This is a genomic window from Pantoea sp. CFCC18179, from assembly GCF_059412405.1.
In genome coordinates this window covers 13,484-38,766 of the sequence record NZ_JBNBPM010000008.1, presented here as the reverse complement: position 1 = coordinate 38,766, position 25,283 = coordinate 13,484, and the positions used below count along the sequence as shown (strand labels likewise).

26 protein-coding genes are annotated in these 25,283 nt (G+C 52.2%); 11 read left to right on the top strand and 15 right to left on the bottom strand.

The window, feature by feature from the left end; all coding sequences use genetic code 11:
* The first annotated feature begins 106 nt into the window (after nucleotides 1-106).
* From ACPUC7_RS15795 to ACPUC7_RS15785, 3 genes are all read left to right on the top strand, one after another.
* Nucleotides 107-2,308 (top strand): TonB-dependent receptor, encoded by a 2,202-nt coding sequence (locus ACPUC7_RS15795; protein WP_494923628.1) that lies wholly within the window; start codon nucleotides 107-109, stop codon nucleotides 2,306-2,308.
* Nucleotides 2,309-2,411: 103 nt separating this feature from the next.
* On the top strand, nucleotides 2,412-2,555 hold the full coding sequence (locus tag ACPUC7_RS15790) for a hypothetical protein (RefSeq protein ID WP_343551857.1): 144 nt from the start codon (nucleotides 2,412-2,414) through the stop codon (nucleotides 2,553-2,555).
* A gap of 39 nt (nucleotides 2,556-2,594) precedes the next feature.
* Nucleotides 2,595-2,768 carry a hypothetical protein gene (locus ACPUC7_RS15785; RefSeq protein WP_494923627.1) on the top strand — a complete coding sequence of 58 codons (174 nt, stop codon included), beginning with the start codon at nucleotides 2,595-2,597 and terminating at the stop codon, nucleotides 2,766-2,768.
* Here ACPUC7_RS15785 and ACPUC7_RS15780 read toward each other — a convergent pair.
* A complete protein-coding gene (locus tag ACPUC7_RS15780; RefSeq protein WP_494923626.1) occupies nucleotides 2,765-3,913 on the bottom strand; it encodes a beta-glucosidase in 1,149 nt (382 codons plus the stop codon). The genes ACPUC7_RS15785 and ACPUC7_RS15780 overlap by 4 nt on opposite strands.
* A 153-nt stretch (nucleotides 3,914-4,066) precedes the next feature.
* Between ACPUC7_RS15780 and ACPUC7_RS15775 the strand changes: the two genes are divergently transcribed.
* Nucleotides 4,067-5,530: a phospholipase D family protein gene (locus tag ACPUC7_RS15775; protein WP_494923625.1), complete on the top strand. Its 1,464-nt coding sequence runs from the start codon at nucleotides 4,067-4,069 to the stop codon at nucleotides 5,528-5,530.
* 29 nt (nucleotides 5,531-5,559) lie between these two features.
* Here ACPUC7_RS15775 and mdoC read toward each other — a convergent pair whose 3' ends face one another.
* Nucleotides 5,560-6,684: a glucans biosynthesis protein MdoC gene (gene mdoC, locus ACPUC7_RS15770; RefSeq protein WP_494923624.1), complete on the bottom strand. Its 1,125-nt coding sequence runs from the start codon at nucleotides 6,682-6,684 to the stop codon at nucleotides 5,560-5,562.
* Nucleotides 6,685-6,962: 278 nt separating this feature from the next.
* Here mdoC and ACPUC7_RS15765 point away from each other — a divergent pair, with 278 nt between their 5' ends.
* The 3 genes from ACPUC7_RS15765 (at nucleotide 6,963) to ACPUC7_RS15755 (ending at nucleotide 11,414) form a co-directional block, all read left to right on the top strand.
* On the top strand, nucleotides 6,963-8,498 hold the full coding sequence (locus tag ACPUC7_RS15765) for a glucan biosynthesis protein G (protein ID WP_494923752.1): 1,536 nt from the start codon (nucleotides 6,963-6,965) through the stop codon (nucleotides 8,496-8,498).
* Nucleotides 8,491-11,040, top strand: coding sequence for a glucans biosynthesis glucosyltransferase MdoH (gene mdoH, locus ACPUC7_RS15760; RefSeq protein ID WP_343551862.1), 2,550 nt, complete (start codon nucleotides 8,491-8,493; stop codon nucleotides 11,038-11,040). The genes ACPUC7_RS15765 and mdoH overlap by 8 nt, the downstream gene beginning before the upstream one ends.
* Nucleotides 11,041-11,174: 134 nt before the next feature.
* Nucleotides 11,175-11,414, top strand: a complete 240-nt coding sequence (locus ACPUC7_RS15755) for a YceK/YidQ family lipoprotein (RefSeq protein ID WP_494923623.1) — start codon at nucleotides 11,175-11,177, stop codon at nucleotides 11,412-11,414.
* 2 nt (nucleotides 11,415-11,416) lie between these two features.
* Here the strand turns inward: ACPUC7_RS15755 and ACPUC7_RS15750 are convergent, their stop codons facing one another.
* From ACPUC7_RS15750 to ACPUC7_RS15740, 3 genes are all read right to left on the bottom strand, one after another.
* Nucleotides 11,417-11,812, bottom strand: a complete 396-nt coding sequence (locus tag ACPUC7_RS15750) for a MysB family protein (RefSeq protein WP_343551865.1) — start codon at nucleotides 11,810-11,812, stop codon at nucleotides 11,417-11,419.
* Nucleotides 11,813-11,929: 117 nt separating this feature from the next.
* Nucleotides 11,930-12,196, bottom strand: coding sequence for a hypothetical protein (locus ACPUC7_RS15745; RefSeq protein ID WP_343551866.1), 267 nt, complete (start codon nucleotides 12,194-12,196; stop codon nucleotides 11,930-11,932).
* 558 nt (nucleotides 12,197-12,754) lie between these two features.
* Nucleotides 12,755-13,678: a Kdo(2)-lipid IV(A) acyltransferase gene (locus ACPUC7_RS15740; protein WP_494923622.1), complete on the bottom strand. Its 924-nt coding sequence runs from the start codon at nucleotides 13,676-13,678 to the stop codon at nucleotides 12,755-12,757.
* Nucleotides 13,679-13,947: 269 nt separating this feature from the next.
* On the opposite strand from ACPUC7_RS15740, the gene trhO reads away from it, so the two are divergent.
* Nucleotides 13,948-15,003: an oxygen-dependent tRNA uridine(34) hydroxylase TrhO gene (gene trhO / locus ACPUC7_RS15735; protein ID WP_494923621.1), complete on the top strand. Its 1,056-nt coding sequence runs from the start codon at nucleotides 13,948-13,950 to the stop codon at nucleotides 15,001-15,003.
* 31 nt (nucleotides 15,004-15,034) lie between these two features.
* Here the strand turns inward: trhO and ACPUC7_RS15730 are convergent, their stop codons facing one another.
* The 10 genes from ACPUC7_RS15730 to mdtH form a co-directional block, all read right to left on the bottom strand.
* Entirely contained in the window at nucleotides 15,035-15,610 is a 576-nt protein-coding gene (locus ACPUC7_RS15730; protein WP_494923620.1) for a YceI family protein, read from the bottom strand.
* A 1-nt stretch (nucleotide 15,611) separates the two neighbouring features.
* On the bottom strand, nucleotides 15,612-16,187 hold the full coding sequence (locus tag ACPUC7_RS15725; protein WP_494923751.1) for a cytochrome b: 576 nt from the start codon (nucleotides 16,185-16,187) through the stop codon (nucleotides 15,612-15,614).
* A gap of 282 nt (nucleotides 16,188-16,469) precedes the next feature.
* A complete protein-coding gene (gene solA, locus ACPUC7_RS15720) occupies nucleotides 16,470-17,585 on the bottom strand; it encodes an N-methyl-L-tryptophan oxidase (RefSeq protein ID WP_494923619.1) in 1,116 nt (371 codons plus the stop codon).
* Nucleotides 17,586-17,691: 106 nt separating this feature from the next.
* A complete protein-coding gene (gene bssS / locus ACPUC7_RS15715; RefSeq protein WP_097094279.1) occupies nucleotides 17,692-17,946 on the bottom strand; it encodes a biofilm formation regulator BssS in 255 nt (84 codons plus the stop codon).
* 278 nt (nucleotides 17,947-18,224) lie between these two features.
* Entirely contained in the window at nucleotides 18,225-18,494 is a 270-nt protein-coding gene (locus ACPUC7_RS15710) for a hypothetical protein (protein WP_343551871.1), read from the bottom strand.
* Nucleotides 18,495-18,636: 142 nt separating this feature from the next.
* Complete coding sequence (gene dinI / locus ACPUC7_RS15705) at nucleotides 18,637-18,882, bottom strand: DNA damage-inducible protein I (protein ID WP_494923618.1); 246 nt, start codon at nucleotides 18,880-18,882, stop codon at nucleotides 18,637-18,639.
* Nucleotides 18,883-18,950: 68 nt separating this feature from the next.
* Nucleotides 18,951-19,997 (bottom strand): dihydroorotase, encoded by a 1,047-nt coding sequence (gene pyrC, locus ACPUC7_RS15700; protein ID WP_494923617.1) that lies wholly within the window; start codon nucleotides 19,995-19,997, stop codon nucleotides 18,951-18,953.
* 133 nt (nucleotides 19,998-20,130) lie between these two features.
* On the bottom strand, nucleotides 20,131-20,694 hold the full coding sequence (locus ACPUC7_RS15695; protein WP_343551874.1) for a lipoprotein: 564 nt from the start codon (nucleotides 20,692-20,694) through the stop codon (nucleotides 20,131-20,133).
* 112 nt (nucleotides 20,695-20,806) lie between these two features.
* A complete protein-coding gene (grxB, locus tag ACPUC7_RS15690) occupies nucleotides 20,807-21,454 on the bottom strand; it encodes a glutaredoxin 2 (protein ID WP_343551875.1) in 648 nt (215 codons plus the stop codon).
* Between the two features lie 89 nt (nucleotides 21,455-21,543).
* Nucleotides 21,544-22,746, bottom strand: coding sequence for a multidrug efflux MFS transporter MdtH (gene mdtH, locus ACPUC7_RS15685; protein WP_494923616.1), 1,203 nt, complete (start codon nucleotides 22,744-22,746; stop codon nucleotides 21,544-21,546).
* A 246-nt stretch (nucleotides 22,747-22,992) separates the two neighbouring features.
* On the opposite strand from mdtH, the gene rimJ reads away from it, so the two are divergent.
* Genes rimJ through ACPUC7_RS15670 form a run of 3 tightly spaced genes read left to right on the top strand, consistent with a single transcriptional unit; the run spans nucleotide 22,993 to nucleotide 25,165 of the window.
* Complete coding sequence (rimJ, locus tag ACPUC7_RS15680; RefSeq protein ID WP_343551877.1) at nucleotides 22,993-23,586, top strand: ribosomal protein S5-alanine N-acetyltransferase; 594 nt, start codon at nucleotides 22,993-22,995, stop codon at nucleotides 23,584-23,586.
* 15 nt (nucleotides 23,587-23,601) lie between these two features.
* Complete coding sequence (locus tag ACPUC7_RS15675) at nucleotides 23,602-24,243, top strand: DUF480 domain-containing protein (protein WP_494923615.1); 642 nt, start codon at nucleotides 23,602-23,604, stop codon at nucleotides 24,241-24,243.
* Nucleotide 24,244: 1 nt separating this feature from the next.
* Entirely contained in the window at nucleotides 24,245-25,165 is a 921-nt protein-coding gene (locus ACPUC7_RS15670; RefSeq protein WP_494923614.1) for a Gfo/Idh/MocA family protein, read from the top strand.
* Nucleotides 25,166-25,283: the final 118 nt, after the last annotated feature.

Here is a 25,283-nt window from a genome sequence, read left to right as displayed (position 1 = left end):
ATCCCACTGGCAAAACTCGGATTTTTCTTGCTTTCGGCGTACAGCTGCGCATAATCGCAAACCGCAATAATAATGATTATCAATTCGTTTGCATTAGGGGATCTTCATGCGCACTATGCCTTTCAATCCCGGACTGAAACCGACGCTGTTGGCCGTAATGGTCAGCGCCGGTTGTTTGCCAGTGATGGCTGCTACTACCAACACCACAACCCAAACTGACGCGAAAAACGAACAGCAAACGCTGACCGTGACCGCAACACCGCAAAGCGATTTCAAACCCGGCGGCGACGATCTGGTGCCGGCTTACCTCGATGGTCAGGTGGCGCACGGCGGCCGCATGGGCATGCTGGGGGAGCAGAAAGCGATGGACGTGCCGTTTAACGTCATCGGTTTCACCTCGAAAATGATTCAAGACCAGCAAGCGCAAACCATCGGTGATGTGGTGCGTAACGATGCTGGCGTACAGAATCTGAAAGGCTATGGCAACTTTGCTGAAAGCTACCGCATTCGTGGCTTCAAGCTGGATGGCGATGCCATGACTTACGGCGGCCTGGCCGGGATTGTGCCACGTCAGGTGATGGATGCCTCGCTGATTGATCGTGTTGAGATCTTCAAAGGGGCCAACGCCTTGCTGAACGGTTCGGCCGAAAGCGGCGTTGGCGGCATGATTAACCTCGAACCAAAACACGCCGATGATACGCCGCTGACGCGTATTGGTGTTGATTACACCTCCGGTTCGCAAGTTGGCGGCACGGCAGATATCGGACGTCGCTTTGGCGATAACAACCAGTTTGGCGTGCGTCTGAACGCGGTAAACCGCGAAGGCGGCACCGAGATTGATGGTGAGAAGAAACGCACCACCGCTGCATCACTCGGCCTGGATTATCGTGGCGATCGTCTGCGTACCTCGCTGGATGTCGGCTATCAAAAGAAAACTTTCCACGATGCGCGCAACAGCATCAATATCAGCGGCATCGACTTCATTCCTGATGTGCCGTCGAATTCGAAAAACTACAGCCAGAATTGGGTATTCAGCGATATCCAGTCGGAATTCGGTTTGGCAAAAGCGGAATACGATCTTAGCGATCAGTGGACTGCCTACGCCGGATTGGGCGCGCAACATACCCATGAAGTCGGCAACTACGGCATTCCAAAAGTGTTGGATAGCGCCGGCAACGCCACCATTGGCCGTTTCCGCACCAATCGCATTCAGGACAACATGAGCGGCATGGTTGGCCTGCGTGGTGATTTCACCACCGGTCCGGTGACGCATAAAGTTAACTTCGGTTATTCCGCGATGACCGCGAACGCGAAAAACAGCTATCGCATGTCGTCTGGCAACGATGCCAACGTCAACATCTATAACCCGCAGGATGTTACTGAGCCGAACAACGTTTACTCCGGCGGCAGCAAGTTCAGCGATCCGCTCACCACTTACCGTTCACGTTCGCAAGGTTATCTGCTGAGCGATACGCTGGGCTTCTTTGATGACACATTGCTGGCAACTTTGGGCGCGCGTCATCAGAAAGTGGTGGTGCGTAACTACGGTTATGATGGCGCAGAAGATACCGGCACGCGCTTTGACAGCAGTCGCTGGTTGCCTGCTTACGGTTTGTTGTATAAAGCCACGCAAAACATCTCGCTGTATGCCAACCACACCGAATCGTTAACGCCAGGCACCGCGGCACCGTTTGGAACGCTCAATTACGGCAGCGTCACCGGCATTGTGCATGCCAAGCAGAACGAAGTGGGTGTCAAAGCCGATTACGGTCGCATTGGTGGATCGCTGGCGCTGTTTGAAATCAAGCAGCCGGTGGGGATCAAAAACAACGATGTTTACCAGCTTAACGGCGAACAGCGTAACCGTGGCGTCGAGCTGAACGTGTTTGGTGAGCCGGTGCTGGGTCTGCGTCTCAACAGCAGCGCGACCTGGATCGACCCGGATATGACCAAAACCGGTGACAGCAACGAGGATGGCAAAAATGCCATTGGCGTGCCGCGCTTTACCGCTGCGCTGGGTGCGGAATATGACATCAAGCCTGTTGATGGTTTGACGGCGACTGCGTTGCTGAACTACACCGGTTCGCAGTACGCCGATCTGGCCAACAACATGAAGCTGGATGACTACACCACGCTGGATTTAGGTCTGCGTTACCGCATGAAGGTTAACCAGAACGATATGGTGTGGCGCGTCGGCGTGGATAACGTTACCAATGAGAAGTATTGGGCCAACGTTGACGACAGCGGCACCTACTTGTCGCAGGGCGAACCGCGTACCGTGAAAGTGTCTCTGACTTACGATTTCTAATCAGCGGGCGGCCAAATGGCCGCCCTTATAATTAAATGCTTTATCCTTCCCTGTATTGCTTTAAACTCTGCTGCTCGAAACGTGTCCTAATGCTTGAGTCATTATGAGTTCACCCGCACCGCACGACGATCATGACGAACCTTATCGCCAACCGCTGGACGACGCTCTCTTCGCCATTGTGGTGCTTGCAGTGACGTCGGTTACGCTTATAATCTTCGTCCTGATGATTACCCTGTGGATGAATTAAGGTCAGCAACGGGAAAAGGAAGCCTGCAAGGAGATGTTGATGGAAGCCAGAGATGACAAACTGATCGCCATAATTGGCCTGTTATCCGCCTGTTTAATCGGCGTGGTTTTTCTCTTCACCATGACATGGCTGACCGATGTGCGTCACCCGACCGATCCTTCACTCGATGTGCAAACCTGTCCGCAAAAAACCGCGACCACACAGCAGTCTTAATCGCTTTTCTCCCAGTTCTGCCACTTAATCTGTTGACTACGTAACTCCAGCGCCAGCGCTTCATGCAAGGTGCGATTGCCATTGGGATCGCCAAGGCCAAACAGCGCGCCGGGCGAACGACGATCGTCGGCCCACGCCGGATACTCCACCACCGGATAGATTGAAATCCCTTCCAGCGCCACGCCTTGCGCTAATGCCAAGCGCGCTTCTTCGCTCACCTGACGCAGCCACGGCGCGCGTGCATCGCCTTCTGCGCCGGTTTCCGCCAGCAACATTGGGCGTTGATAACGCTGCCAACATTGCAGCAGTAAACGGTGTAACGGCTGGCGCGTTGGGTGATCCAGCGGGATGGTTTCGCCAGAGAAAAACCAATGATTGTCGGGATAGTAATTCAGGCCGAGGATATCGAGAAAATCTTCGCGTCCGCCGAGTTCTGGCGCATCGCGTCCCGCCAGCCAATCCCAGGCTTCGAATTGCGCCTGATGTTGCGCGTCGGCGTAAGGTTTGCTGTCGGGATTGTCGGGATCGGTAGCCACTTGCACCAGCGGATCGGTTAACACAAAGCGCGCGTCGGGATAGATTTCGCGGATCGCATGCATCGCCGCCAATGAAGCACGCACCAACTGGCGCTTTAATTCACGTCCGCGTTCACTGGCATAAGGATCGAGCCATGACACATCGGCTCCGGCCCAAGACCAGAATGAGATTTGGTTAATCGGCGTGAAAAACGGCTGGGTAATCCCTTCACCGCGCATTAACTGCGCCATGGCGCGGGCGAAGCGTTCAAAGTGATCGACAAATTCCGCTTTCCAGATATCCAGATGGTCGGGATAGCCGAAGTGCGCCAGCTCCCAAATAATCTGCATGTCGTGGCGCGCGGCGGCATGCACCATCGGCAGAAAGCTGTGCCAGTCATACTCATGCGGCGTGGCTTCTATCAGGTGCCAACGCGCACCGTCGCGCGCAGTGTGCAATCCTTCCTGTGCCAGTGAGGCGTAATCTTTTTCCAGCAACATGTCGTGGCCGCTGCTGATCACCATATCTAAACGACGCCCGCCCGCGCGGCGACCGGTGGAACAGGGAAAACTGCCTTGAAAGAAGCTGCGGAACAACTGAGGGTGATGGCGCAGGGATGGCTGAGTCATAATCCTCTCCTCACGGTGAACGCCGGATGCAGAACGCTTGGCTAAGTCTAGACTAAATTGACGATGCGCCATTTTGCAGAAGGGGAAGGCTCCGATTGCTTCTTTGCGCATTGATACCAACAATAATAGATCCAGCGATTTCAGGGATTCCCTATGAGTGAAGCAGCAACCTCCTTGCCTCCCGAGCAGCCAGCGGGAAAAGGGCTAAAGCAGAGCGTTGAAGCGCGATGCGCGCAGCATCCGGGTATGAGCGGCATTCATCCGCTTAATGATGGGTTAGACGCTTTTGCCGCGCGCTATTTGCTGATGGAAATGGCGCAGCACAGCATCGATGTGCAGTACTACATTTGGCACAACGACATGTCCGGACGCTTGCTGTTCAGCGCGTTGCTGGATGCGGCTGAGCGCGGTGTAAAGGTGCGTTTGCTGCTGGATGACAACAACACGCCGGGCCTTGATGAAACGCTGGCGGAACTCGATCGCCATCCAAATATTGCGGTGCGCTTGTTTAATCCTTTCTCGTTCCGCACCTTGCGCGCGCTGGGGTATCTCACCGATTTTTCCCGCCTCAATCGCCGCATGCACAACAAAAGTTTGACGGTGGATAACGCTGCCACGCTGGTGGGGGGGCGCAACATCGGCGACGAATATTTTGGCACTGGCGATGAACCGCTGTTTACCGATCTCGACGTGCTGGCGATTGGCCCGGTGGTGGACGAAGTGGCGGAAGACTTTGAGCGCTATTGGCACAGCAAAGCGGTGTCGCCGCTGCGCAAAGTAGTGGATGTTAGTGGCGATGTGCATCAGGCGGTGCGTTTGCCCGCCGAGTGGCAACAAAGTGAAGCGGTGGAACGTTATCTGGCGCGGCTGGAACATTCCTCGTTTATCAGCCAGATGGAGCAGGGCGAATTAGCGATGACGTGGGCAGAGTCACGCTTGTTGAGTGACGATCCGCGCAAAGGATTGGGCAAAGCGCGCCGCCGCAATTTGTTGCCACAACGTATGCTGGAAGTGATCGGCACGCCTCAGCAGCAATTCGATATAATTTCAGCCTACTTTGTCCCGACCCGATCCGGCGTGGCGCAATTACTGGCGTTGAAACGGCGCGGAGTGAAGATCGCCATCTTGACCAATTCGCTGGCGGCCAATGATGTCACGGTGGTGCACGCCGGTTATGCGCGTTGGCGTAAGAAGTTGCTGCGCCATGGCATCGCGCTGTATGAATTGAAACCGCAAGATAATCCGCAAAATGCGCCGCACGACCGCGGTTTGACCGGTAATTCCGGCTCCAGTTTGCATGCTAAAACTTTCACAGTTGATAACCGTAAGGTGTTTATCGGCTCGTTTAATTTCGATCCGCGTTCCGCCACGCTGAATACCGAAATGGGCTTGGTGATTGAGAGCGAAACGCTGGCGCAGCAAACACATCAACGCTTTATTGCCGGTATGCGCGATCGGGCTTGGACGTTGCGCCTCGATAAATGGGGACGCGTTAATTGGCTGGAGTTTGCTGGAGAGCAGGGCGAGGTGGTGCATAAACACGAACCGCAGTGCTCGCTGATGCAGCGGTTGCTGGTGCGATCGGTCTGGCGTCTACCAATAGAGTGGCTGCTGTAACGGGCGCAACGCTGTGCGCCCGCACACGCTTATTTGTTTTGCGGTTTACCGGAGAACAGGAAACGCAGGAGCGGAATACGCAAATGAATTTCGTACAGCGTGAAGGCGATACTAAACACCATCAGCAAGCCGAGGAAAAAGCCCAGCGTATCGCTGTGGATATGTGGCGTAACGTAAATGCCGTACAAAATGGTCAGCGGATGGTGCACCAGATAGATAAACAGCGAAGCGTTCACCAGATACATGATGCGTGGTGAATGGCTGTTCAGCAGTTTGTGACCGAAGCTGAAGCAGACGTTCAGCATGCACAGTCCCATCAAGGTTGAGATGATCATATCAAGCTCATACATCCAACCGTCGCCGCTGCTAAAACGCAAATTCAGGCAGTAAGCGATGAACACCACAATCGCGCCGTAACACATCACCGGGTTAAAGCGCACAAACAGCGCTTTCAACGCCTGATGCTTCCAACTCAATGCGCCCAACATAAAGAACGGCAGGAACATCAGCGTTTGCATCACCGCGATGCTGAACAAGCCATCACCAAATACCGCCGGCACAAAGTTGAACAGCACACGGCGGAACAGACACCAAACCAGCGCATAGGCCATAAATGCCAGCGTCAATTTACCCCAGCCGATTTGCTGATAATCAATGCTGCGCTTTTGCTGGCTAAGCCATTTGAAGGTCAACATGCCCAACGTGGTGAGGATCACCAGCACCAATAAAAACCACAGATGCGAAATCAGCTCCCACATCAGCGTGTTGTACTTGTCGTACAGCGAGAAGTTGTTCCAGTCGCCAATTTTATCAGTGAGATTTTTGGTGATGAAAAACTGTGGCAGCGTGATTAAGGGAACCGCAGTTAACATTGGGATGCCGACGCGCTCCAGACGCACTTTTAACCAGCGCTGCGGCTGATAGCGTAAATAGAGCATGTAGGAAAAATAGCCCGAAATAACAAAGAACACCTGCATGCGGAAGGCGTGAATAAAGTCATTCAACACCGTTAACCAGATTGAGGCGTCGAAACTGTTTACCGCCCATTTTTGAGTGGAGTAGATCAAGGAGACGTGAAAAGGCACGCCTAATAACATTAAATACGCTCGGATCGAATCGAGGAAATATTCACGTTGGGGTTTGGCTGAACTCATAATCTTCCAATAGTCAGTTTACTTGCCGGTTTCACCCTGAAACCGGATTATGCCGAATGAAAATTCTACCGGCTGTAAACAGGGTATACTATCAGTTCAATCTGTATGTGATTTTGCGGGGTTTAATTATCCTAAAAGCACACTTTCAGCTTACAAATCAGCGGAACAATCTTTTACATACGCTGTCGGAAAACCGAATAATCCTTTAAGATAAGCGGGTTTGATCTAAGCACACGAAAGGGGGGGATGTGCTGAATAATGTGAATAATAAAGTAGGACTGGTAAAGATGCGCTGGGTAGGCGCGGCAGTTCTGCTGGCTATGTATGCCAACAATAGTTGGGCGTTTAACATCGATGATGTAGCAAAACAAGCCAAGGCGTTGGCAGGGAAAAGTTTCGAAGCGCCAAAGAGCAATTTACCCTCTCAGTTTCGTGAAATGAAGTTTGCTGACTATCAGCAGATCCAGTTTAACCACGACAAAGCTTATTGGGGCAAACTGCGCACACCATTTAAGCTTGAGTTCTATCATCAGGGCATGTATTTCGATACGCCGGTGAAAATTAACGAAGTCACCGCATCGTCAGTACGTGAGATCAAATATAACCCTGACTATTTCAATTTCGGCAACGTGAAACACGATGCTGATTCAGTCAAAAACCTTGGCTTTGCTGGGTTTAAGGTGTTGTATCCACTCAACAAAAAAGGCAAAGACGACGAGATTTCCAGCTTCCTCGGCGCCAGCTATTTCCGTGTGATTGGCGAAGGCCAGGTTTACGGATTGTCGGCGCGCGGATTGGCGATTGATACCGCCTTGCCGTCGGGCGAAGAGTTCCCGCGCTTCAAAGAGTTCTGGATTGAACGTCCAAAACCGCAGGACAAACAGCTGGTGATTTACGCGCTGCTGGATTCGCCACGCGCGTCCGGTGCCTATCGTTTTGTCATCAAACCAGGCAAAGAGTCCACCGTGGATGTACAATCCAAGGTTTACCTGCGTGATAACGTCGGCAAACTGGGCATTGCGCCATTGACCAGCATGTTCCTGTTCGGTGCTAACCAGCCTTCGCCGGTGACCAACTTCCGTTCAGAGCTGCACGATTCCAACGGTCTTTCTATCCATGCCGGTAACGGTGAGTGGATTTGGCGTCCGCTGAACAATCCGAAACATCTGGCGGTGAGCACCTTTACCGTTGAGAACCCGAAAGGCTTCGGTTTGCTGCAACGTACGCGTGATTTCAGCCGTTATCAGGACCTCGACGATCGTTACGATCTGCGTCCAAGTGGCTGGGTTGAGCCGCAAGGTGATTGGGGCAAAGGCCGCGTGGAACTGGTAGAGATTCCAACCGCTGACGAAACCAACGACAACATCGTTGCGTTCTGGACGCCGGAAAAACTGCCAGAGCCGGGCAAAGAGATGAACTTCCAATATCGTCTGCACTTCACGCGCGATGAGAACCAGCTGCACTCCGACGATACCGCTTGGGTGAAAGACACGCTGCGTTCAGCGGGTGATGTGAAACAGTCAAATCTGGTGCGTCAGCCAGATGGCTCAACCGCCTTTACCATTGATTTTGTGGGTAAAGCGATGAGCAAGCTGCCGGAAAATACGCAAGTTGCACCGCAGGTAAGCGTGGGCAATAACGCGGATGTGGTGGAACAAAGTGTTCGCTACAACCCGGTGACTAAAGGCTGGCGTCTGGTGTTGCGTCTGCGTGTGAAAGATAACAAGCAGCCGACCGAGATGCGTGCGGCGCTGGTAAGCGGCGACAAGACATTGACGGAAACCTGGAGCTATCAGCTACCTGCCAATGAATAAATCGACTTATTTACCTCAATCTTACGTGGAGGCGCTGCCGCTTGATGCGGCAGCACGCGCGCGTCTGAGCGATTCGTTGCAGAATGCGCAGGCGTTCCACGCTATTCATACGTCGCTGGGGCAAGATATCGCCGCCAGCGAGCGCCCGGACGATGCGCCGCTGAAATCGGTGTCATCCCGCGTGCAAATGGCCTGGCCAGATTCACTGGCGGATGGGCAACAGCTCAGCAAGGATTATCTCGATCGCACCACGCTGAAGGCGATGCCACAGGTGAAGCGTTCGTTGATGTTCCCGGAAATCTGGCGCACCAACCCGATTGCGCGCGCCTGGGACTCTTTGCGTGGGCAGAAATCCACGCCACGTTATGCCTCGGCAGAAGAGCAGAAAACCGAAGATAAATGGCGCCACGTTGGCTCCATGCGTCGTTACGTGCTGCTGATTCTGACCATCTTGCAGACCGTGGTCGCCACCTGGTACATGAAAACCATTCTGCCGTATCAGGGCTGGACGCTGATCGATCCGATCGAGATGTTCAACCAGAACTGGTTGCAGTCGGTCGAGCTGATCCTGCCTTACATTTTGCAGACCGGAATTCTGTTCCTGTTTGCCATTCTGTTCTGCTGGGTTTCAGCCGGTTTCTGGACCGCGTTGATGGGCTTCCTGCAATTGCTGATTGGCCGCGATAAATACAGTATTTCGTATTCAACCACCGGCGACGAGCCGTTGAATCCGGAACACCGTACCGCGCTGATCATGCCAATCTGTAATGAAGACGTTGAGCGTGTGTTCGCTGGCCTGCGTGCTACCTGGGAATCGGTGCAACGTACCGGTAATGCCGAGCATTTCGACGTCTACATTCTGAGCGACAGCTACGATGCCGACATCGCGATTGCCGAGCAGAAAGCCTGGATGGAGCTGGTGCGGGATGTTGGCGGAGCGGGCAAGATCTTCTATCGCCGTCGTCGTCGTCGTGTGAAGCGTAAAAGCGGCAACATCGATGACTTCTGCCGTCGTTGGGGCAGCAACTACAGCTACATGGTAGTGCTGGATGCCGACAGCGTAATGAGCGGTGATTGCCTCACCGGCTTGGTGCGCATGATGGAAGCCAACCCGAACGCCGGTATTATCCAGTCTTCGCCAAAAGCGTCGGGTATGGATACGCTGTATGCGCGTTGTCAGCAATTCGCTACTCGCGTTTACGGTCCGCTGTTCACCGCGGGTCTGCACTTCTGGCAGTTGGGTGAATCACACTATTGGGGCCATAACGCCATCATTCGTGTGCAGCCGTTCATTGAGCACTGTGCGCTAGCGCCGTTGCCGGGTGAAGGTTCCTTCGCGGGTTCGATTCTGTCGCATGACTTCGTGGAAGCTGCGCTGATGCGTCGTGCCGGTTGGGGCGTGTGGATCGCTTACGATCTACCGGGTTCTTATGAAGAGCTGCCACCGAACTTGCTGGATGAACTGAAGCGTGACCGTCGCTGGTGCCACGGTAACCTGATGAACTTCCGCCTGTTCCTGGTGAAAGGCATGCACCCAGTACACCGCGCGGTGTTCCTGACCGGTGTGATGTCTTATCTCTCTGCGCCGTTGTGGTTCATGTTCCTTGCGTTGTCTACCGCCTTGCAGGTGGTACATACGTTGATGGAACCGACCTACTTCCTGCAACCTCGCCAGCTGTTCCCGGTGTGGCCGCAGTGGCGTCCTGATCTGGCGATTGCGCTATTCTCAACCACTCTGGTGTTGCTGTTCCTGCCGAAGTTGTTGAGCGTGGTGTTGATCTGGTTCAAGGGGGCGAAACCGTACGGTGGTGCGATTCGTTTGTTCTGCTCACTGATTCTGGAAATGCTGTTCTCGGTGCTGTTGGCGCCAGTGCGTATGCTGTTCCATACGGTGTTTGTGGTCAGCGCGTTCCTCGGCTGGGAAGTGGTATGGAATTCACCGCAGCGTGACGATGATGCGACGCCGTGGGGCGAAGCCTTCCGTCGTCATGGTTCGCAGATGCTGTTAGGTCTGGTGTGGGCTGGCGGCATGGGCTTCCTCGACCTGAACTTCCTGTGGTGGCTGTCACCGATCGTCTTCTCGCTGATTCTGTCGCCATTTGTTTCGGTGATGTCGAGCCGCGCAACGGTAGGCCAGAAGAGTAAGAATGCCAAACTGTTCCTGATCCCGGAAGAGTACGAGCCGCCGAAAGAACTGGTCGATACCGATCACTATCTGCAAATCAACCGTCAACGTGCGCTGAAAAATGGCTTTATGCATGCGCTGTTTAACCCAGCGTTTAACGCACTGGCGACCGCAATGGCCACTTCACGTCACAAGCAAAGCACCTTGCTCGATCATGCGCGCGATCGCCGCGTTGATCAGGCATTGAGCGATGCGCCGGAAAAACTGAATCGCGAGCAGCGTTTGCAGCTGATCAGCGATCCGGTGGTGCTGGCTCGTGTGCATTCACGTTTGTGGGAGAGTGCGGATAAATATCATCAGTGGGTGGAAAGCTATCAGAAGCTGAAGCTCAATCCAGAAGCGCTGCCTCAGCGTTAAGCAGGAAAATTAAAAAGCGGCAGAGATGCCGCTTTTTTTATGCCCAGAATCTGACTAAATCTTTACGCGTTAAGCAGTGGTTATTCATATACGCGTGCGGTTAAAATGACGCCAGTTCATTGTGAGTAAATGTTGTGAATGCTTTCTTAAAAGTCACCGCGCTTAGCGCCGCCATTCTGTTATTAACCGGCTGCGGCAGTATCATCAGCCGCACCTTCCCTGGCCAGGGGCACGGCAATCAATATTATCCCGGCGTGCAGTGGGATGTCCGTGATGGACCGTGGCGGGTGCTGACCATACTCGATCTGCCGCTATCTTTGGTGATGGACACACTATTATTGCCGGTCGATGCCAATCACGGTCCGTACGAGTAAGGTTACAAATTATCTGACGGGCTGTTGTCATCTTCCCACTCTTGCGCCGCCGCTTCGCCTTCTTCTAAATCACGTGGCGGCTCCAGCTGAAATTCACCTTCATCCCATTCGTGCAGCGTATTTTCGGCTTGCCATTCCTGACGCAGCTCCACTTCGTCATAATCGCCGTCAAACACCGCCTGCGCGGCTTCACCGCTGGAGATGGGCAAGCATTCACCTTGTTCATCTTCATCGGCAAAAAACTCGGCCTGCCACATAATATCGCCATCCTGCATCACATACTTTTGTAGCGCGAACTGGCTGACGTTGGCGTCTTCTTCGGCTAAATCAGGCTGATTAGCGAGGAATTCCTCACGCGCGGCGTCGATAGCTTCTTCTAAGGTGCTAAACAGGCTCATTATTCACTCCATGTCTATTGAAAGGGATTTCTCAGAAGGATAGACGAAAAATGAGTAAGTGAAGGGCAGGCGGCAATATCGGTTGGGCGGTTGACTAACAATCAACCGCCCAACCGGTCAGGCTATTTTCTGCGGGAAATGGTGTACCGGACGGACAGATTCATGAATAAGTGGAGCCGAGTAACGAATACAGCATTTAATACAGGGTTTAACCTTTTTAAAATTAATACGCGCGGTTGATAATGCCTGGTTTAAATTATAAAGGGTACCGATGAAAACCATATCCTCCTTTACAGGTAGACGTTTACACTCTTTTCGATGCAGTAAGTGATAACCTTCCTGATCGGTGCTGATTGTCACGTAATAATAGATGCCTTTATTCATGTTATTTATTCCTGAGATATATTTGCTGTGTGTAATCTTATTATTTTTTTAAAAGTGAACTTATTGCTGAAACTGTCACAGTCGAAATTACCTGGAATCGATTTCGCGAACCAATTCCATAATGATATAAAGGGGTGTTTTATTTTGAAGAAAAGGTATATAGCGATTTTTATTCGGACAATGCCTTGTTTACTAAGTTAATTTTACTGGATTGATAAGCGAACCCGAAGGGTTTAACAATATTAAATAGGAATTGCCCTGGAATTGGTGCTAATCAGGGCCGGATACGACTAATTTGGTTAGCAAAAATGAATGAAGTCACTAGACTGAAATGCACGGGAAGTCCTGATTTTCCGTTTACATATCGTTAACAAAGGGTAAAGAAGCGTAAGTCCGTATCGTTTCGGATGGATTTTTCTGATCTAAAGCTGGCTCGAACAATATAAACAAGCCAAATTTTAGCTGGTCCGTTTTTTAACTCAAATTGCGCGGATCTCTTCGCATAATAAGATTAGTAATTGCGAAAATAGAAGAGGCGCCTAACGCGCCTCAATCTAGTTAATAAACCGAAGGTTGGCCTTCTGGGCGGGTTTTAAAGCGGCGATGCAGCCACATATATTGTTCAGGCGCCAGCAGAACGGTTTCTTCCACCACTTTATTCATCACCGTCGCGGTATCCAATTCACTCTCCAGAGAGAACTTGTCGCGAATGTCCGGCATCATTTTAAGTTCGTAGCCACGGCCGTTGGGTAAACGACGCGCGAGGAAAGGAACCACGCTGGGATTGGCTAAACGAATCAGCATATGCGTACCGCTGGTGGTCGCGGCATCGGGAACGGCGAAGAACGGGGCGAACACGCTGCTGCGCGGGCCATAATCATGATCCGGCGCGTACCAGATGATGTCGTTGTTCTTCATGGCGCGGATCATGCCTTTTAAATCCTTGCGGTCCAACATGCTTTTATTGGAACGCATGCGTCCCCAGGTTTGCAGCCAGTCGAGCAGTTTGTTGTCGTTGGGACGATACACACCAATGCCGGGATTGTGCATACCAAATACGCGTGCGCCCAATTCCAATGTCAGGAAATGCATACCAATCAGCAAAATACCGCGCTTTTCCGCCAGCGCGTTGGTGACATGCTCTAAACCGCTGGTGGCGACCCATTTACGAATACGCCAATCAGGCCAGAACCACGCCATGCCGGTTTCAATCAGCCCCATACCGACGGATTCAAAGTTGTGCTTCACCATCGCTTCACGTTCGTTGGTTGGCATCGTTGGAAAGCACACTTCCAAATTACGCTGCGCCACTTCAACACGACGTTTCATAAAGCGCATCGCAATGCGGCCCAACCCGCAGCCAATCGCGTGCAGAACGGGGTAAGGCAGCAGCACCAGCAGATAAAGAAAACCAATACCAATCCAGGTCAGCCAATAGCGTGGAGCGAAGAGTTCACGGGTAAGTTGGGGAAGTTGAGTCATGGAAATGTCAGTATCCTGCGTCTTATGCCAGAGAGTCCGGTTTCTGTAATTTTTTGTCATTATGCCATTTTTTCATTCTGGCTGAAATCAAGCTTAGACGGTGCGCGGCTATCTGGCAGCAGGTATGCGCACGAAAACGCAATTGAGAGGCAGAAATGCGTGAGTTATCGATGGCATGAGGCGATTCGCACCAAAGACTTTGCATTGTGTAGAATTCGAGTATCATATGCGCGCTAAATTTCTCTGATTTGCTAACAGGATCGAACACCATGCCAGTGTTACATAACCTTGTTTCCAATAAAGAGCTGAAGGAACGTATGTTGGCGGAAACCGAACCACGTACCACAGTCTCTTTTTATAAATACTTCCAGATTGCCGACCCGAAAGCTTTCCGCGATGCGCTGTACATTGAGTTAACCAAGCTCAAGGTATTTGGTCGCGTGTATGTCGCTCATGAAGGGATCAACGCACAAATCAGCGTGCCTGCCAGCCGTTACGAGCAAATGAAGGCCGCCTTGTATGCCTTCGATGCGGCGTTAAACAATCTGCGCATGAATATCGCGCTGGATGACGACGGCAAATCGTTTTGGGTGCTGCGCCTGAAAGTACGTGAGCGCATCGTGGCGGACGGCATTGAAGACAACAGCTTTGATGCGAGCGATGTAGGCGCGTATTTGAAAGCCGCCGACGTCAACGCCATGCTAGACGATCCGGATGCGGTCTTTGTTGATATGCGTAACCATTACGAATACGAAGTCGGACGCTTCGATAATGCCATGGAAGTGCCTGCAGATACGTTCCGCGATCAGCTGCCGATGGCAGTGGATATGTTGCAGGATCAGAAAGACAAGAAGATTGTCATGTACTGCACCGGCGGCATTCGTTGCGAAAAAGCCAGCGCGTGGATGAAGCATAACGGCTTCAACGATGTGTATCACATTGAAGGCGGCATCATCGAATATACCCGTCGTGCGCGTGAGCAAGGTTTACCGGTGCGTTTCAAGGGCAAAAACTTTGTCTTTGATGAGCGTATGGGCGAGCGCATTTCTGACGATATTCTTTCCAGTTGCCACCAGTGCGGCGCGCCTTGCGACAGTCATACCAACTGCGTTAACGATGGTTGTCACTTGCTGTTTATTCAGTGCCCGAGCTGTGCAGAAAAATATAAAAACTGCTGCAGCCCAATTTGCATGGAAGAATCGTTGCTGTCAGCAGAAGAGCAGCGCGCACGCCGTGCGGGCCGTGAGAATGGCAATAAAGTCTTCAACAAATCACGCGGTTTGCTGAATATGACCATGGCGATTCCTGCGCCGGATAAAAAATAATAAAAGCGGCCTGATATTCAGGCCGTTTTATTTACTGACGTACGCCTTCCACTGAAATAATCAATTCTGCTTTCTGCGCTGCCGGGCCCAGATCTTTGTTGATGTTAAACTCTTTCAACACGATCTCACCGCTGGCTTCAAATCCTGCGCGATAGCCGCCCCACGGATCTTTGCCTTCACCGATTAACTTCGCCGCTAATGTCAGTGGTTTGGTTACGCCATTTAGGGTTAACTCACCGTCGATTTTGTAATCCTGGCCTTCTTTCGTCACACCCGTTGAAGTGAAGGTGGCTTGCGGATATTTGCCGGTATTAAGGAAATCAGCGCTGCGCAGATGTTTATCACGCTCGGCATGATTGGTATCGAGGCTATTGGTATTGATGGTGACGTTGACTTTATCAGCTGCGGGATTCGCTTCGTCAAAAGTGAAACTGCCGTCAAAATCTTTGAAGGTGCCGTACAACCAGCTGTAACCCAGATGCTGAATACGGAATTGTACAAAGGCGTGTTGTCCTTCTTTATCGAATTTATAATCAGCGGCGCTAGCGGTCAGGCTGGTGCTAAATAATCCTGCGGCGACGACGGCCAATAATGTTTTCTTAAGCATATTATTTATCCTTTTCAGAGGTTAACGGGATGCGGTAACCCAACATCCTTTTCAGTGTCACATCACGATCGATGAAATGATGTTTAAGCGCGGCCAGCGCGTGTAGTGCTGAAAGCAACACCAAACTCCATGCCAGCCAAAGATGAATATCGCCCGCCAGGTCGGCCTGCTGCGCCGCACCGCTAAACAGCGCCGGCACATCAAACCAGCCAAAAACCGAGATCGGTTTGCCATCGGCGGTGGATATCAAATAGCCACTCAATAGCAGCACCAGCAATAACGTATACAGCAAGCCATGCGCGGCGCTGGCGGCGAAGCGAACGGGCGGGGAATAGCTGTGCAGCGGTTTAGGCGGCGGTGAAGTAAAGCGCCAGCCAAGGCGCAACAGCAAAGCGGCAAATAGCAGGATGCCAATGCCTTTATGAATTTCCGGCGCATCGTGATACCAACCGTCGTAATAACCCAATCCAACCATCCACAAACCCAGCGCAAACATGCCGTAAATAATCAGCGCCATGACCCAATGCAATAGGATTGAAACCACGCCGAAATGCTGTGTGGAATTGCGCCACATAATGAAAATCCAAACCAATGAAATATGTGGCAATGAGCATCTACATTTTGAAATAAAAAAGCAATCAGCCTTACTTTTCTATAATGTTGAAAATAACCTTCGGATTGAATGACTAATTAATGCCAAGTTGGTCAGAATAATTGAAGTGAGTTTAGTGGAAATGGGTTGCAGCGCTGATTACTACACAAAATGCGGCAGAGGCAGGATATTCGAAGTCAGATAAAGTAATTAATCGTCAATTTGCGTCAAGAGCGCCGACGCAATAACTGTGTCGGCGCGAGGTAATTAATTAAAGCGAGCCAATGAGAAGGGCTTAATGTCGAATGAGAACGGTTTATTTTGCGCAAATTCACTGGCGAGTTCGCCGAGCACGCTAGCAAATTTGAAACCGTGGCCACTTAAACCGGTAATGATGAGTCGATTAGGTTCGCCTGGCAGGGTATCAATAATGAAATCTTCGTCTGGCGTGTTGTCATAGCTGCAAGCTTCACCGTGCAAACAGACGCCAACACCCGGCAGGAATTTGCGCAGGAAGTTAAAGGATTCGCTGCCATCCTGCGCGTTGCTGCCGAACGGTTTGCGATCTTCTGGTTTTTGCATCAGTTGGCCGCCATCGTGACGTCCGACTTTGAGTGCATTGTTATCCGCCGGGAAGCCGTAAAAATGGCTGCCATCGCTCATCTCAACGGTAAAGCCAGGAAACTTATTGTTTTCGCTGTAGCGACCATCGGCCTGATACCAGGCAAACACTTTACGCACTGGCGCAACCGGCAAATCATCGACCAATTGGCTTACCCAGGTTCCGGCGCTGACCAGCAGTTTGCGCGCTCGGAACACGCCATCGCTGGTGGTGACCTGTTGCAGATCGCCATCGCGGCCAATTTCAGTGACCGGACAATTAAACAATTGCGCGCATCCTGCCTGTTCCGCCAGCTGTACCCAACTGCGCACCGCTTGCTCGCATTTCAGAAAACCCGAATTGGGTTCGAATACGCCGATATAGCCATCTGGCACAGTAAATTGTGGCCAGCGCGTACGGACTTCATCCGCTTGCAGGATTTTCACATCCAACTGCCAGGCTTTGGCGCTGTCGATAACATTTTGAATAAAGGTCGAGGTGAGCGGGGCTAAATTGAGGATGCCACTGCGATGCATAATGCGTTCGCCGCTTTGACGTTCCAGTTCGTCCCACAAGGTTTGCGCGCGCAGCACCAATGGCACGTAACGTTCGCCTTCGCCATAAGCATGACGGATCAGTCGGGTTTCGCCGTGGTGAGTTCCCTGGTTATGCGGCGGGTGCGCACTATCAATCATCAGGACAGATAAACCCGCTTGCGTAGCGTAAAACCCGGCGGCAGCGCCCACCGAACCACTTCCCACCACAATCAGATCATAAATCATAACCACATCACTCCAGACAAACGGCGAAATTTTTCAATAGCATATCAAAACATTGCGCCCATGAAAAAGGCACCCTTAAGGGTGCCCGTTCACGCGATTGGTGAGATTAGTGCTTTTGATTGTCGCGTAGGTATTGCTCTGTGGACTCTATTTTTGCAATGCCAGCTTCAAGTATGGAGATGAACTGTCTGGCTACGTCGGTGGTTAGCCAGTAAGTCGGGCCCACGTCAGCTTCTTCTTCTTTCTGACCCTGCGATGATAGCGAGTGCAGGCGAATCATCATGGCGTCATAACTGTCTACGGTGCTGATGTCCCATCCTACCAACGGATGAGTCTGAATGACGTCTTTATTTCTGTCCATTATAACCTCCGTATTACTCGTTAAACGAAGTGCTTCTTGAGGTTCAATGCGGCTGTATCGTGCACTAGCGAAACAATTATAACATGAATCAGCGGGTACAATAGTTAAAAGGTATGACGATCTTTGACTGAGCAAAAATAAACCGTTCTAAAAGCCAGGTTTTAAAGAATAATAAAATGCCCGCTGCGTTGGGCATTTTATTGAGAATATAGCGGGTCACAACATTAATGTTATCGGCGATAACACGGGGAAACTTTACGACTAAAAACGGATTGTTCTTACTCGCCTGACTCAATCGGCAGCTGGCCATGACGCTTCTGAATTTCTTCCGCCAGCCGAGTAAAATGCTGCTGTAACTGTGCGTCATGATTCTGGTTTTGTGCTTCCAGCGTCAGGTTGTGCACCAGTAACTGATTGGTACGATCGTCGAGACCGAACGTTAGCGTGGCAAAGGCATTTTCCAGCACGGTTAATCTGCGCTGTTGCTCCGCAATAAATGCCAGCAATTCCCCAAAGGTCATCGCCTCTTCTGGTTTTTCAGTAGTCACGTAAAACACCTCCTGTAAGCATGACGAGGCAAGAATAGGGGATCGTTTAATATCAGTCTAGATGCAGGAAGTTTTTCTGGCGAGAGCGAAATAAAACAAAAAAGCCGGATAGCGACACCCGGCAAAAACAGCACAGTGGCAGTTAATCGTTATTAAACCAGTCGTCGGCGCTTTCCCACGTCTCTTGTAAAATATCCGTGATGCGTTCGCGCGCCTCTTTACCACCGCCAAATACGCTCAGCTGATTGCCGCCTGCGTAACGGACTTTAACGTGGTGATCGTCATCGGGGAAATCTTTGGAAATACGACGCGTCAGTTCGATGCTTAGTGCATCTAATGCGCCCGCAGGAAGGGGCTGAGTTTTTGCTACGGTAATTTCAACACGCATAGAAGCCTCCGGAATAATATACTGTTCATTTGTACAGTATAATTATCCCGAAGGCAAGCAGGGCAGAATTATTCTTTAATACGCCAGTTCAGTGTTTCGCCAGCAAGGAACGGCACCAGCGTGTCATCGGCTAACGCAATGCTCTCTTCGACTTTCCATGACTCACGCACCAGCGTCAGCGTGCCTTCATTGAGCGGCAAACCGTAGAAGTTGGCACCGTTTTCCGAACAGAAGGCTTCGAAATGCTCCAGCGCCTGCAACTCTTCAAATACGGTGGCGTAAGCAGGCAGCGAGGTTGGTGCGTTGAACACACCGGCGCAACCGCAGCTGGCTTCTTTCAGGTGACGCAGATGTGGCGCGGTGTCGGTGCCGAGGAACACACGGCGATTGCCGCTGGCGACCAGCTTGCGCAGCGCTTCCTGATGAATGTTGCGCTTCAGAATTGGCAAGCAGTACAGATGCGGACGCACGCCACCGACCAGCATGTGGTTGCGGTTAAACATCAGATGTTGAGGCGTGATGGTAGCGCCCAGCAGATCGTTACCTGCCGCCAGATATTCTGCCGCTTCTTTGGTGGTAATGTGTTCCATCACCACTTTCAGGGCTGGGAACTGTTGGCGCAGCGGCTCCAGCACGGTTTCGATGAAACGTGCTTCACGGTCAAAAATATCAATGTGTGAATCGGTAACTTCGCCGTGCACCAGCATCGGCATACCGATTTGCTGCATGCGCTCCAGCACCTTAGCAATCGAGGCGATGTTGGTCACGCCGTGGCTCGAGTTGGTGGTGGCGTGCGCCGGATAGAGTTTAGCCGCGGTGAAAGTGCCGTCGCGGAAGCCACGTTCAATCTCATCCGGATCGAGAGAATCCGTGAGGTAGCAAGTCATCAGCGGCGTAAACGCATGCTCAGCAGGGAGTGCCGCCATGATGCGCTCGCGATAGGCAACGGCAGCCGCCACGCTAATCACCGGTGGCACCAGATTTGGCATAACAATCGCACGCGCATTCACCGCGCTGGTATAAGGCAGAACCGCGTTGAGCATCGCACCATCGCGCAGATGGATGTGCCAGTCGTCGGGGCGGCGAATGGTAATTTGCTGAGGTTGGGCTGTCATTCAAAAGACTCCGGCTGAGAAGAAAACGAGGGGCACGTTTAGGCCGGGGAGTAATCATAAGGATGTGGGCAACCGTTTGCACGGATTTTATCGATACAAACAAAAACCGCACCCTGAGGTGCGGTTGCGTCGATTAATCGGTGAACGGAATCACTAATTCTCCCGGTTTGACTTCAATGCCTTTGGCTAATTTTTTCGCCATCGCTTCGCCTTTGCTGCGATCGGCGCTTAACACGTAAGCCGGTTTCTCATTGAAGTAGCGTTTCAGCGACTCATTGAGGTAAGGCGTGAGCGTTTTCATGATCGAAGCCATTTTCTCTGGCTGCACCTGCGCATCAACAATTTCCATGTCGTGCAGATAAATGGCACCTTCTTGTGCATTGTAAACCGGCTGCGCTTTCATCTTCAGCTGCATCTCGGCCTGCTGCGGGCCAAATAACGAACTGACATTAATATTGGCTTTGCCCGATAGGGTAATTTTGCCCGGTTCTTCGCGCCCAATCTGGCTGCTCAAATCGCTCAGCACAATGTGCGCATTAACCAGCCCGGAAACGCCGATGTCTTTCTCAAAATTATTGCGCTTTTGCAGCGCTTGATTCACTTCTTGTTCGCTGATGGTGTATTGCGTCAATTGGTTACAGCCGCTGACTAGCACGGCAAAAATCAGGGCAACCAGCCCATAAAACGCCTTATTCATATTGTCCTCATCCTGATCGATACGGCAAAACAGCGATAGCCTGCCTGATTCAGCGGCCTGTGTCACCAGGAGAGAGATGAGAAGCGCCGGAACGCTTCTCTGGATGCAAGGTTTATGCGGCGATGGAGGAGAGCAGATTAACCTGAGTTTGCTTCGCCATGTTATCGCGATAATCCGCGACGCGGCTTGGCCATTCAATGCCGCTGACCAACGTTAGCGAACGCAGCAAGGGGAACAGATGAATATCATCTTCCGACAATTCACCGTTCACCGCGTTAGGTTTAACGATCAGTTTATCCAATTGACGCAAATCATCGCTGATGTTCTTAATCAAGCCTGGCGCGTGCTTACGCAGTTCACTGAAGTCGCCAATGCTGGCCTGCTTTTTTTCGCTGAAATAGTGACGCGCTTCCGGCGTGGCGAACTCAGCGAAAGAGGCGTCAGCGATACGTGGAATCAGCAGCTTATTAATGTAGCCATTCACCCGACGCAGCCATTCGCTGATGGCGGGATTACTTTTGCCATTCAGCAGCGGTTCGCGATCGTATTTATCCACCAGCCGCACAATATCCATACTTTCTGGTATCGCGCTGCCATCGGCCTTTTGCAGAATCGGTGCCATTTTCTGGCCGATCAGTTTTTTTGGTGTTTGCTCGTCGTCATTCAACATAACGATCAGTTCGAGAGGCAGGTTTTTTAAGCCGAAAATCATGCGTGCTTTGACGCAGAAAGGGCAGTGATCGTAGATGTAGAGTTTCATCCCGTTTCTCCTGTGGTTCTAAGGGTAACGGAGGTCACCCTTTTTTCGGACGTGCGGGAAGTATGGAAGAGATCTGCAGGTGGGGCAAACTAGCTGCTGAAAATCGCTGGCGTGACCGCGCGCGGTTGGAACTGCCACCACAGCGCTAATAAGGTGATCATGCCCACGCTACTGAGCAACATCCATGGCAATTCAGGTACTGCCCATTGCTGGCCCATATCGAACATCCAGCCACCGCCGGAATAGCCGATTAAGCCGCCAATTGCCAGACCGAGGCGACTAAAGCCCATGTAGCTGCCACGTGCGCGTGCACTGGCTAACGATGCGCTTAAGGTTTCACGCGCCGGTTCAGCAATGATCGAGCCGAGATAGAAAATCGCGATCAGCATAAACAATGACGGCAGCGAATCGGTCATGCCGACCGGCAACAGGCTGAAAGTCATCAGGAACAAACCCGCCATTAAACGAGTTTCCAGACGGAAACGTTTTTCGCTCCAGCGCGCGATAGGATAAAGCAGGCTCAGTGACAGCAGCGCTTCGATCGCATACATCCATTTCACCGCGGCTGGCGCGCCCGCTACCTGATTGACCATCACTGGCAGCATCAACATTACCTGCACGGCAAGGATGTAATAACCGGTGAGCGTCAGGACATACAGGCGAAAACGCTTGTCTTGCCAGACGCGTTGCATGCCCGCGCGCATCGCAATGCGTTCAGTTGAAATGCGCCACGCCGGTAGCCAAATGGCATTGAAGATCGCTGCTGCGACAAACACCGCCGCGCCCACCCAGCACACCAGGCGGAAATCCCACGCCAGCAGCCAGCTACCAATCAGCGCACCCAGCACCGCACCGGCGCTGTCCTGCATCATCAGCAAAGAGAAGAAACGTCCACGCTCGCGCGACCGCACCAGTTTTACCACTAACGCACTGCGTGGGGGATCAAACAGCGTGCCGCCGAGGCCGGAAAGCAGGCAGGCGAGCCATAGCACCCAGGGTTCATGCGCTAACGCCATGCAGGCAAAACCTGCCGCACGCATCAGCATGCCGGTAACAATCAGTGGACGCGCACCAAATCGGTCGGCGATCGCCCCGCCAAATATCCCCAATCCTTGCTGGATAAATTGACGTAAGCCAAGCGCAATACCGACCATTAACGCGGCCCAACCCAGCTGTTCGACAAAATGAATGGAGATGAGGGGAAATACCACGAAAAATCCCAACACCACCAGCATGTTATCCACTAAGAGAAATGTTTTACCAAGGCGTCGTGCCCGCGCAACCCGAGACATGCTAATTCCTGAGCAAGTTCTAGACGTGAAAGAGACCAATCGGTCCATTTTCCGCCTGCGCTGCGACGAAAAACAGCTTTCGTAGGATGATATTTTTTAATCGAATTTGCAGAAAAATTAATCCTAAATCAGGATCAATCGCGCGGATGCGGTTTCGGGGTTTTACCGCAAGCGGGGTGGCGGTTATAGTGAGAAGTATCGCCGCTGGCGTACATCTTTCTTAAGTTATGGATTTCAGGAGTCATGATGTTTGGCTATCGTTCTGCTGGCCCACGCGTGCGCCTCACTACCGATCGTTTAGTGGTTCGTTTAGTACACGAACGCGACGCCTGGCGGTTGGCGGACTATTACGCTGAAAACCGTGCCTTTCTCAAGCCTTGGGAGCCGGTGCGCGACGAAAGCCATTGCTATCCTTCCGGCTGGCAAGCGCGTCTGGGATTGATCGCTGATATGCACAAACAGGGCTCAGCCTACTATTTTGTGCTGATGGACCCAGAAGAGAGTGAAGTACGCGGTGTCGCCAACTACAGCAATGTGCTGCGTGGATCGTTTCATGCCTGCTACCTCGGCTATTCGCTGGGCGAGAAATGGCAAGGCCAGGGTTTGATGTTTGAAGCGCTGCAAACCACGCTGCGCTATATGCAACGCCAGCAGCGCATTCACCGCATCATGGCTAATTACATGCCACACAATCAGCGCAGTGGTGATTTACTGGCGCGCCTCGGTTTTGAAAAAGAGGGCTACGCCAAAGACTATTTATTGATCGATGGGCGCTGGCAGGATCACGTATTAACTGCGCTCACCTACCGGGAGTGGAACCCGGATCGCCGTGGACAATAAAAAAGGATTAATTGCATGAAAATGGCCTTATCCGCGCAGGCGCTGCGCGTGATTGGTTGTCTGCTGGAAAAGCAGGTCACCACTCCGGATCAATATCCGCTTTCTCTCAACGGCGTGGTCACCGCCTGTAATCAAAAATCCAACCGCGAACCGGTGCTCAATCTCAGTGAAATGGAGGTGCAAGCCCAGCTCGATGAACTGGTGAAAAAGCATCTGGTCACCTCGAATAGTGGGTTTGGTCAGCGCGTCAGCAAGTATGAACAGCGTTTTTGCAACTCAGCCTTTGGCAACCTGCAATTGAGCAGTGCAGAAGTGGCGGTATTAACGCTGCTGTTCCTGCGCGGTGCACAAACGCCGGGCGAACTGCGCACGCGTAGCGGCCGTTTGCATGAATTCAGCGATATGAATGAAGTCGAGCAGACGCTGAACGGTTTAATCACCCGCGATGATGGTCCGATGGTGGTGCGTCTGGCGCGTGAACCGGGTAAACGCGAAAGCCGTTATATGCATCTGTTTGGTGGCGAAGTGGCAGAAGCAAGCATCGCCGATGACATCACGGCGGAGCAGGGCGATTTAGCGACGCGCGTCGCGCAACTGGAAGAGACAGTTGCGCAGTTGCAAGCTCAGTTGCAACAACTGCTGCAAAAGGAGTATTAACATGGCGCTGCGTATTGGCATTGTCGGATTAGGCGGTATCGCGCAGAAAGCGTGGTTGCCGGTGTTATCGCAGGCCAGTAGCTGGCAGCTGGCGGGCGCGTTCTCGCCCAATCAAGCCAAAGCGCAGCCGATTTGCGACAGTTACCGCATGCCACTGTTTAGCCAACTGGATGCGTTGGCGGCGGCCAGCGATGCGGTGTTCGTCCACAGCAGCACGTCCAGCCATTACGCAGTGGTGAAGGCGCTGTTATTGGCGGGCAAAGATGTCTGCGTCGATAAACCGTTAGCCGAAACGCTGCAACAGGCCGAAGCGCTGGTGGCGTTGGCTGACAAGCACAAACGTAAGCTGATGGTGGCGTTTAATCGCCGCTTTGCGCCACGTTACCAGCAACTGAAAAATGAGATGCCGCGCGCGGCGTCACTGCGCATTGAGAAGCATCGCGCCGACAGCGTGGGTCCGAACGATCTGCGATTTACCCTGTTAGATGATTACCTGCACGTGGTTGATACCGCGCTGTGGCTGGCGGGCGGCAGCTTAACGCGTGAGTTGGGCCATATCACCACCAACGATGAGGGCGCGATGCTGTACGCCGAGCACCAGTTTTCATCTGGCGCGCTGCAAATCACTACCAGCATGCATCGTCGTGCCGGTACGCAACGTGAAGTGGTGAGCGCAATTTGCGATGGTGATTACATCGAAATCAACGAAATGCGTGATTGGCAGCAAGAGAACCGCAACGGCATCGTGCGCGATGTGCCACCCGCATGGCAAAGCCATCTCACACAGCGCGGTTTTAGCGGCGCAGCACACCATTTTATTCAGTGTGTAGAAAATCAGACGATGCCTGAAACCAGCGGCGAACAAGCGCTGGCGGCGCAGCGTCTGGTGGAAAAGTTGTGGCGTGACACCGAGCAGGAATAATCCTTTGTAACACTCAACGCTGGTCATTTCCCGCCGTGGCAGTAGACTATCGCCGGACATCACGGGATGTCCGCGCTAAGTCGCCTATTTATCTGCTCTTTTTTTGGATGCGCCACTT

Excerpts from the sequence above, each read along its gene's own strand:
- ACPUC7_RS15795 (WP_494923628.1), top strand. The coding sequence starts at position 107 with ATGCGCACTATGCCTTTCAATCCCGGACTGAAACCGACGCTGTTGGCC.
- ACPUC7_RS15730 (WP_494923620.1), bottom strand. The coding sequence starts at position 15,610 with ATGCTTAAGAAAACATTATTGGCCGTCGTCGCCGCAGGATTATTTAGC.
- ACPUC7_RS15750 (WP_343551865.1), bottom strand. The coding sequence starts at position 11,812 with ATGAGCCTGTTTAGCACCTTAGAAGAAGCTATCGACGCCGCGCGTGAG.
- ACPUC7_RS15780 (WP_494923626.1), bottom strand. The coding sequence starts at position 3,913 with ATGACTCAGCCATCCCTGCGCCATCACCCTCAGTTGTTCCGCAGCTTC.
- ACPUC7_RS15775 (WP_494923625.1), top strand. The coding sequence starts at position 4,067 with ATGAGTGAAGCAGCAACCTCCTTGCCTCCCGAGCAGCCAGCGGGAAAA.
- pyrC (WP_494923617.1), bottom strand. The coding sequence starts at position 19,997 with ATGACAGCCCAACCTCAGCAAATTACCATTCGCCGCCCCGACGACTGG.
- ACPUC7_RS15790 (WP_343551857.1), top strand. The coding sequence starts at position 2,412 with ATGAGTTCACCCGCACCGCACGACGATCATGACGAACCTTATCGCCAA.
- trhO (WP_494923621.1), top strand. The coding sequence starts at position 13,948 with ATGCCAGTGTTACATAACCTTGTTTCCAATAAAGAGCTGAAGGAACGT.
- ACPUC7_RS15745 (WP_343551866.1), bottom strand. The coding sequence starts at position 12,196 with ATGAATAAAGGCATCTATTATTACGTGACAATCAGCACCGATCAGGAA.
- ACPUC7_RS15785 (WP_494923627.1), top strand. The coding sequence starts at position 2,595 with ATGGAAGCCAGAGATGACAAACTGATCGCCATAATTGGCCTGTTATCC.
- mdoC (WP_494923624.1), bottom strand. The coding sequence starts at position 6,684 with ATGAGTTCAGCCAAACCCCAACGTGAATATTTCCTCGATTCGATCCGA.
- rimJ (WP_343551877.1), top strand. The coding sequence starts at position 22,993 with ATGTTTGGCTATCGTTCTGCTGGCCCACGCGTGCGCCTCACTACCGAT.
- ACPUC7_RS15695 (WP_343551874.1), bottom strand. The coding sequence starts at position 20,694 with ATGAATAAGGCGTTTTATGGGCTGGTTGCCCTGATTTTTGCCGTGCTA.
- ACPUC7_RS15740 (WP_494923622.1), bottom strand. The coding sequence starts at position 13,678 with ATGACTCAACTTCCCCAACTTACCCGTGAACTCTTCGCTCCACGCTAT.
- mdoH (WP_343551862.1), top strand. The coding sequence starts at position 8,491 with ATGAATAAATCGACTTATTTACCTCAATCTTACGTGGAGGCGCTGCCG.
- dinI (WP_494923618.1), bottom strand. The coding sequence starts at position 18,882 with ATGCGTGTTGAAATTACCGTAGCAAAAACTCAGCCCCTTCCTGCGGGC.
- solA (WP_494923619.1), bottom strand. The coding sequence starts at position 17,585 with ATGATTTATGATCTGATTGTGGTGGGAAGTGGTTCGGTGGGCGCTGCC.
- ACPUC7_RS15675 (WP_494923615.1), top strand. The coding sequence starts at position 23,602 with ATGAAAATGGCCTTATCCGCGCAGGCGCTGCGCGTGATTGGTTGTCTG.
- grxB (WP_343551875.1), bottom strand. The coding sequence starts at position 21,454 with ATGAAACTCTACATCTACGATCACTGCCCTTTCTGCGTCAAAGCACGC.
- ACPUC7_RS15670 (WP_494923614.1), top strand. The coding sequence starts at position 24,245 with ATGGCGCTGCGTATTGGCATTGTCGGATTAGGCGGTATCGCGCAGAAA.
- bssS (WP_097094279.1), bottom strand. The coding sequence starts at position 17,946 with ATGGACAGAAATAAAGACGTCATTCAGACTCATCCGTTGGTAGGATGG.
- mdtH (WP_494923616.1), bottom strand. The coding sequence starts at position 22,746 with ATGTCTCGGGTTGCGCGGGCACGACGCCTTGGTAAAACATTTCTCTTA.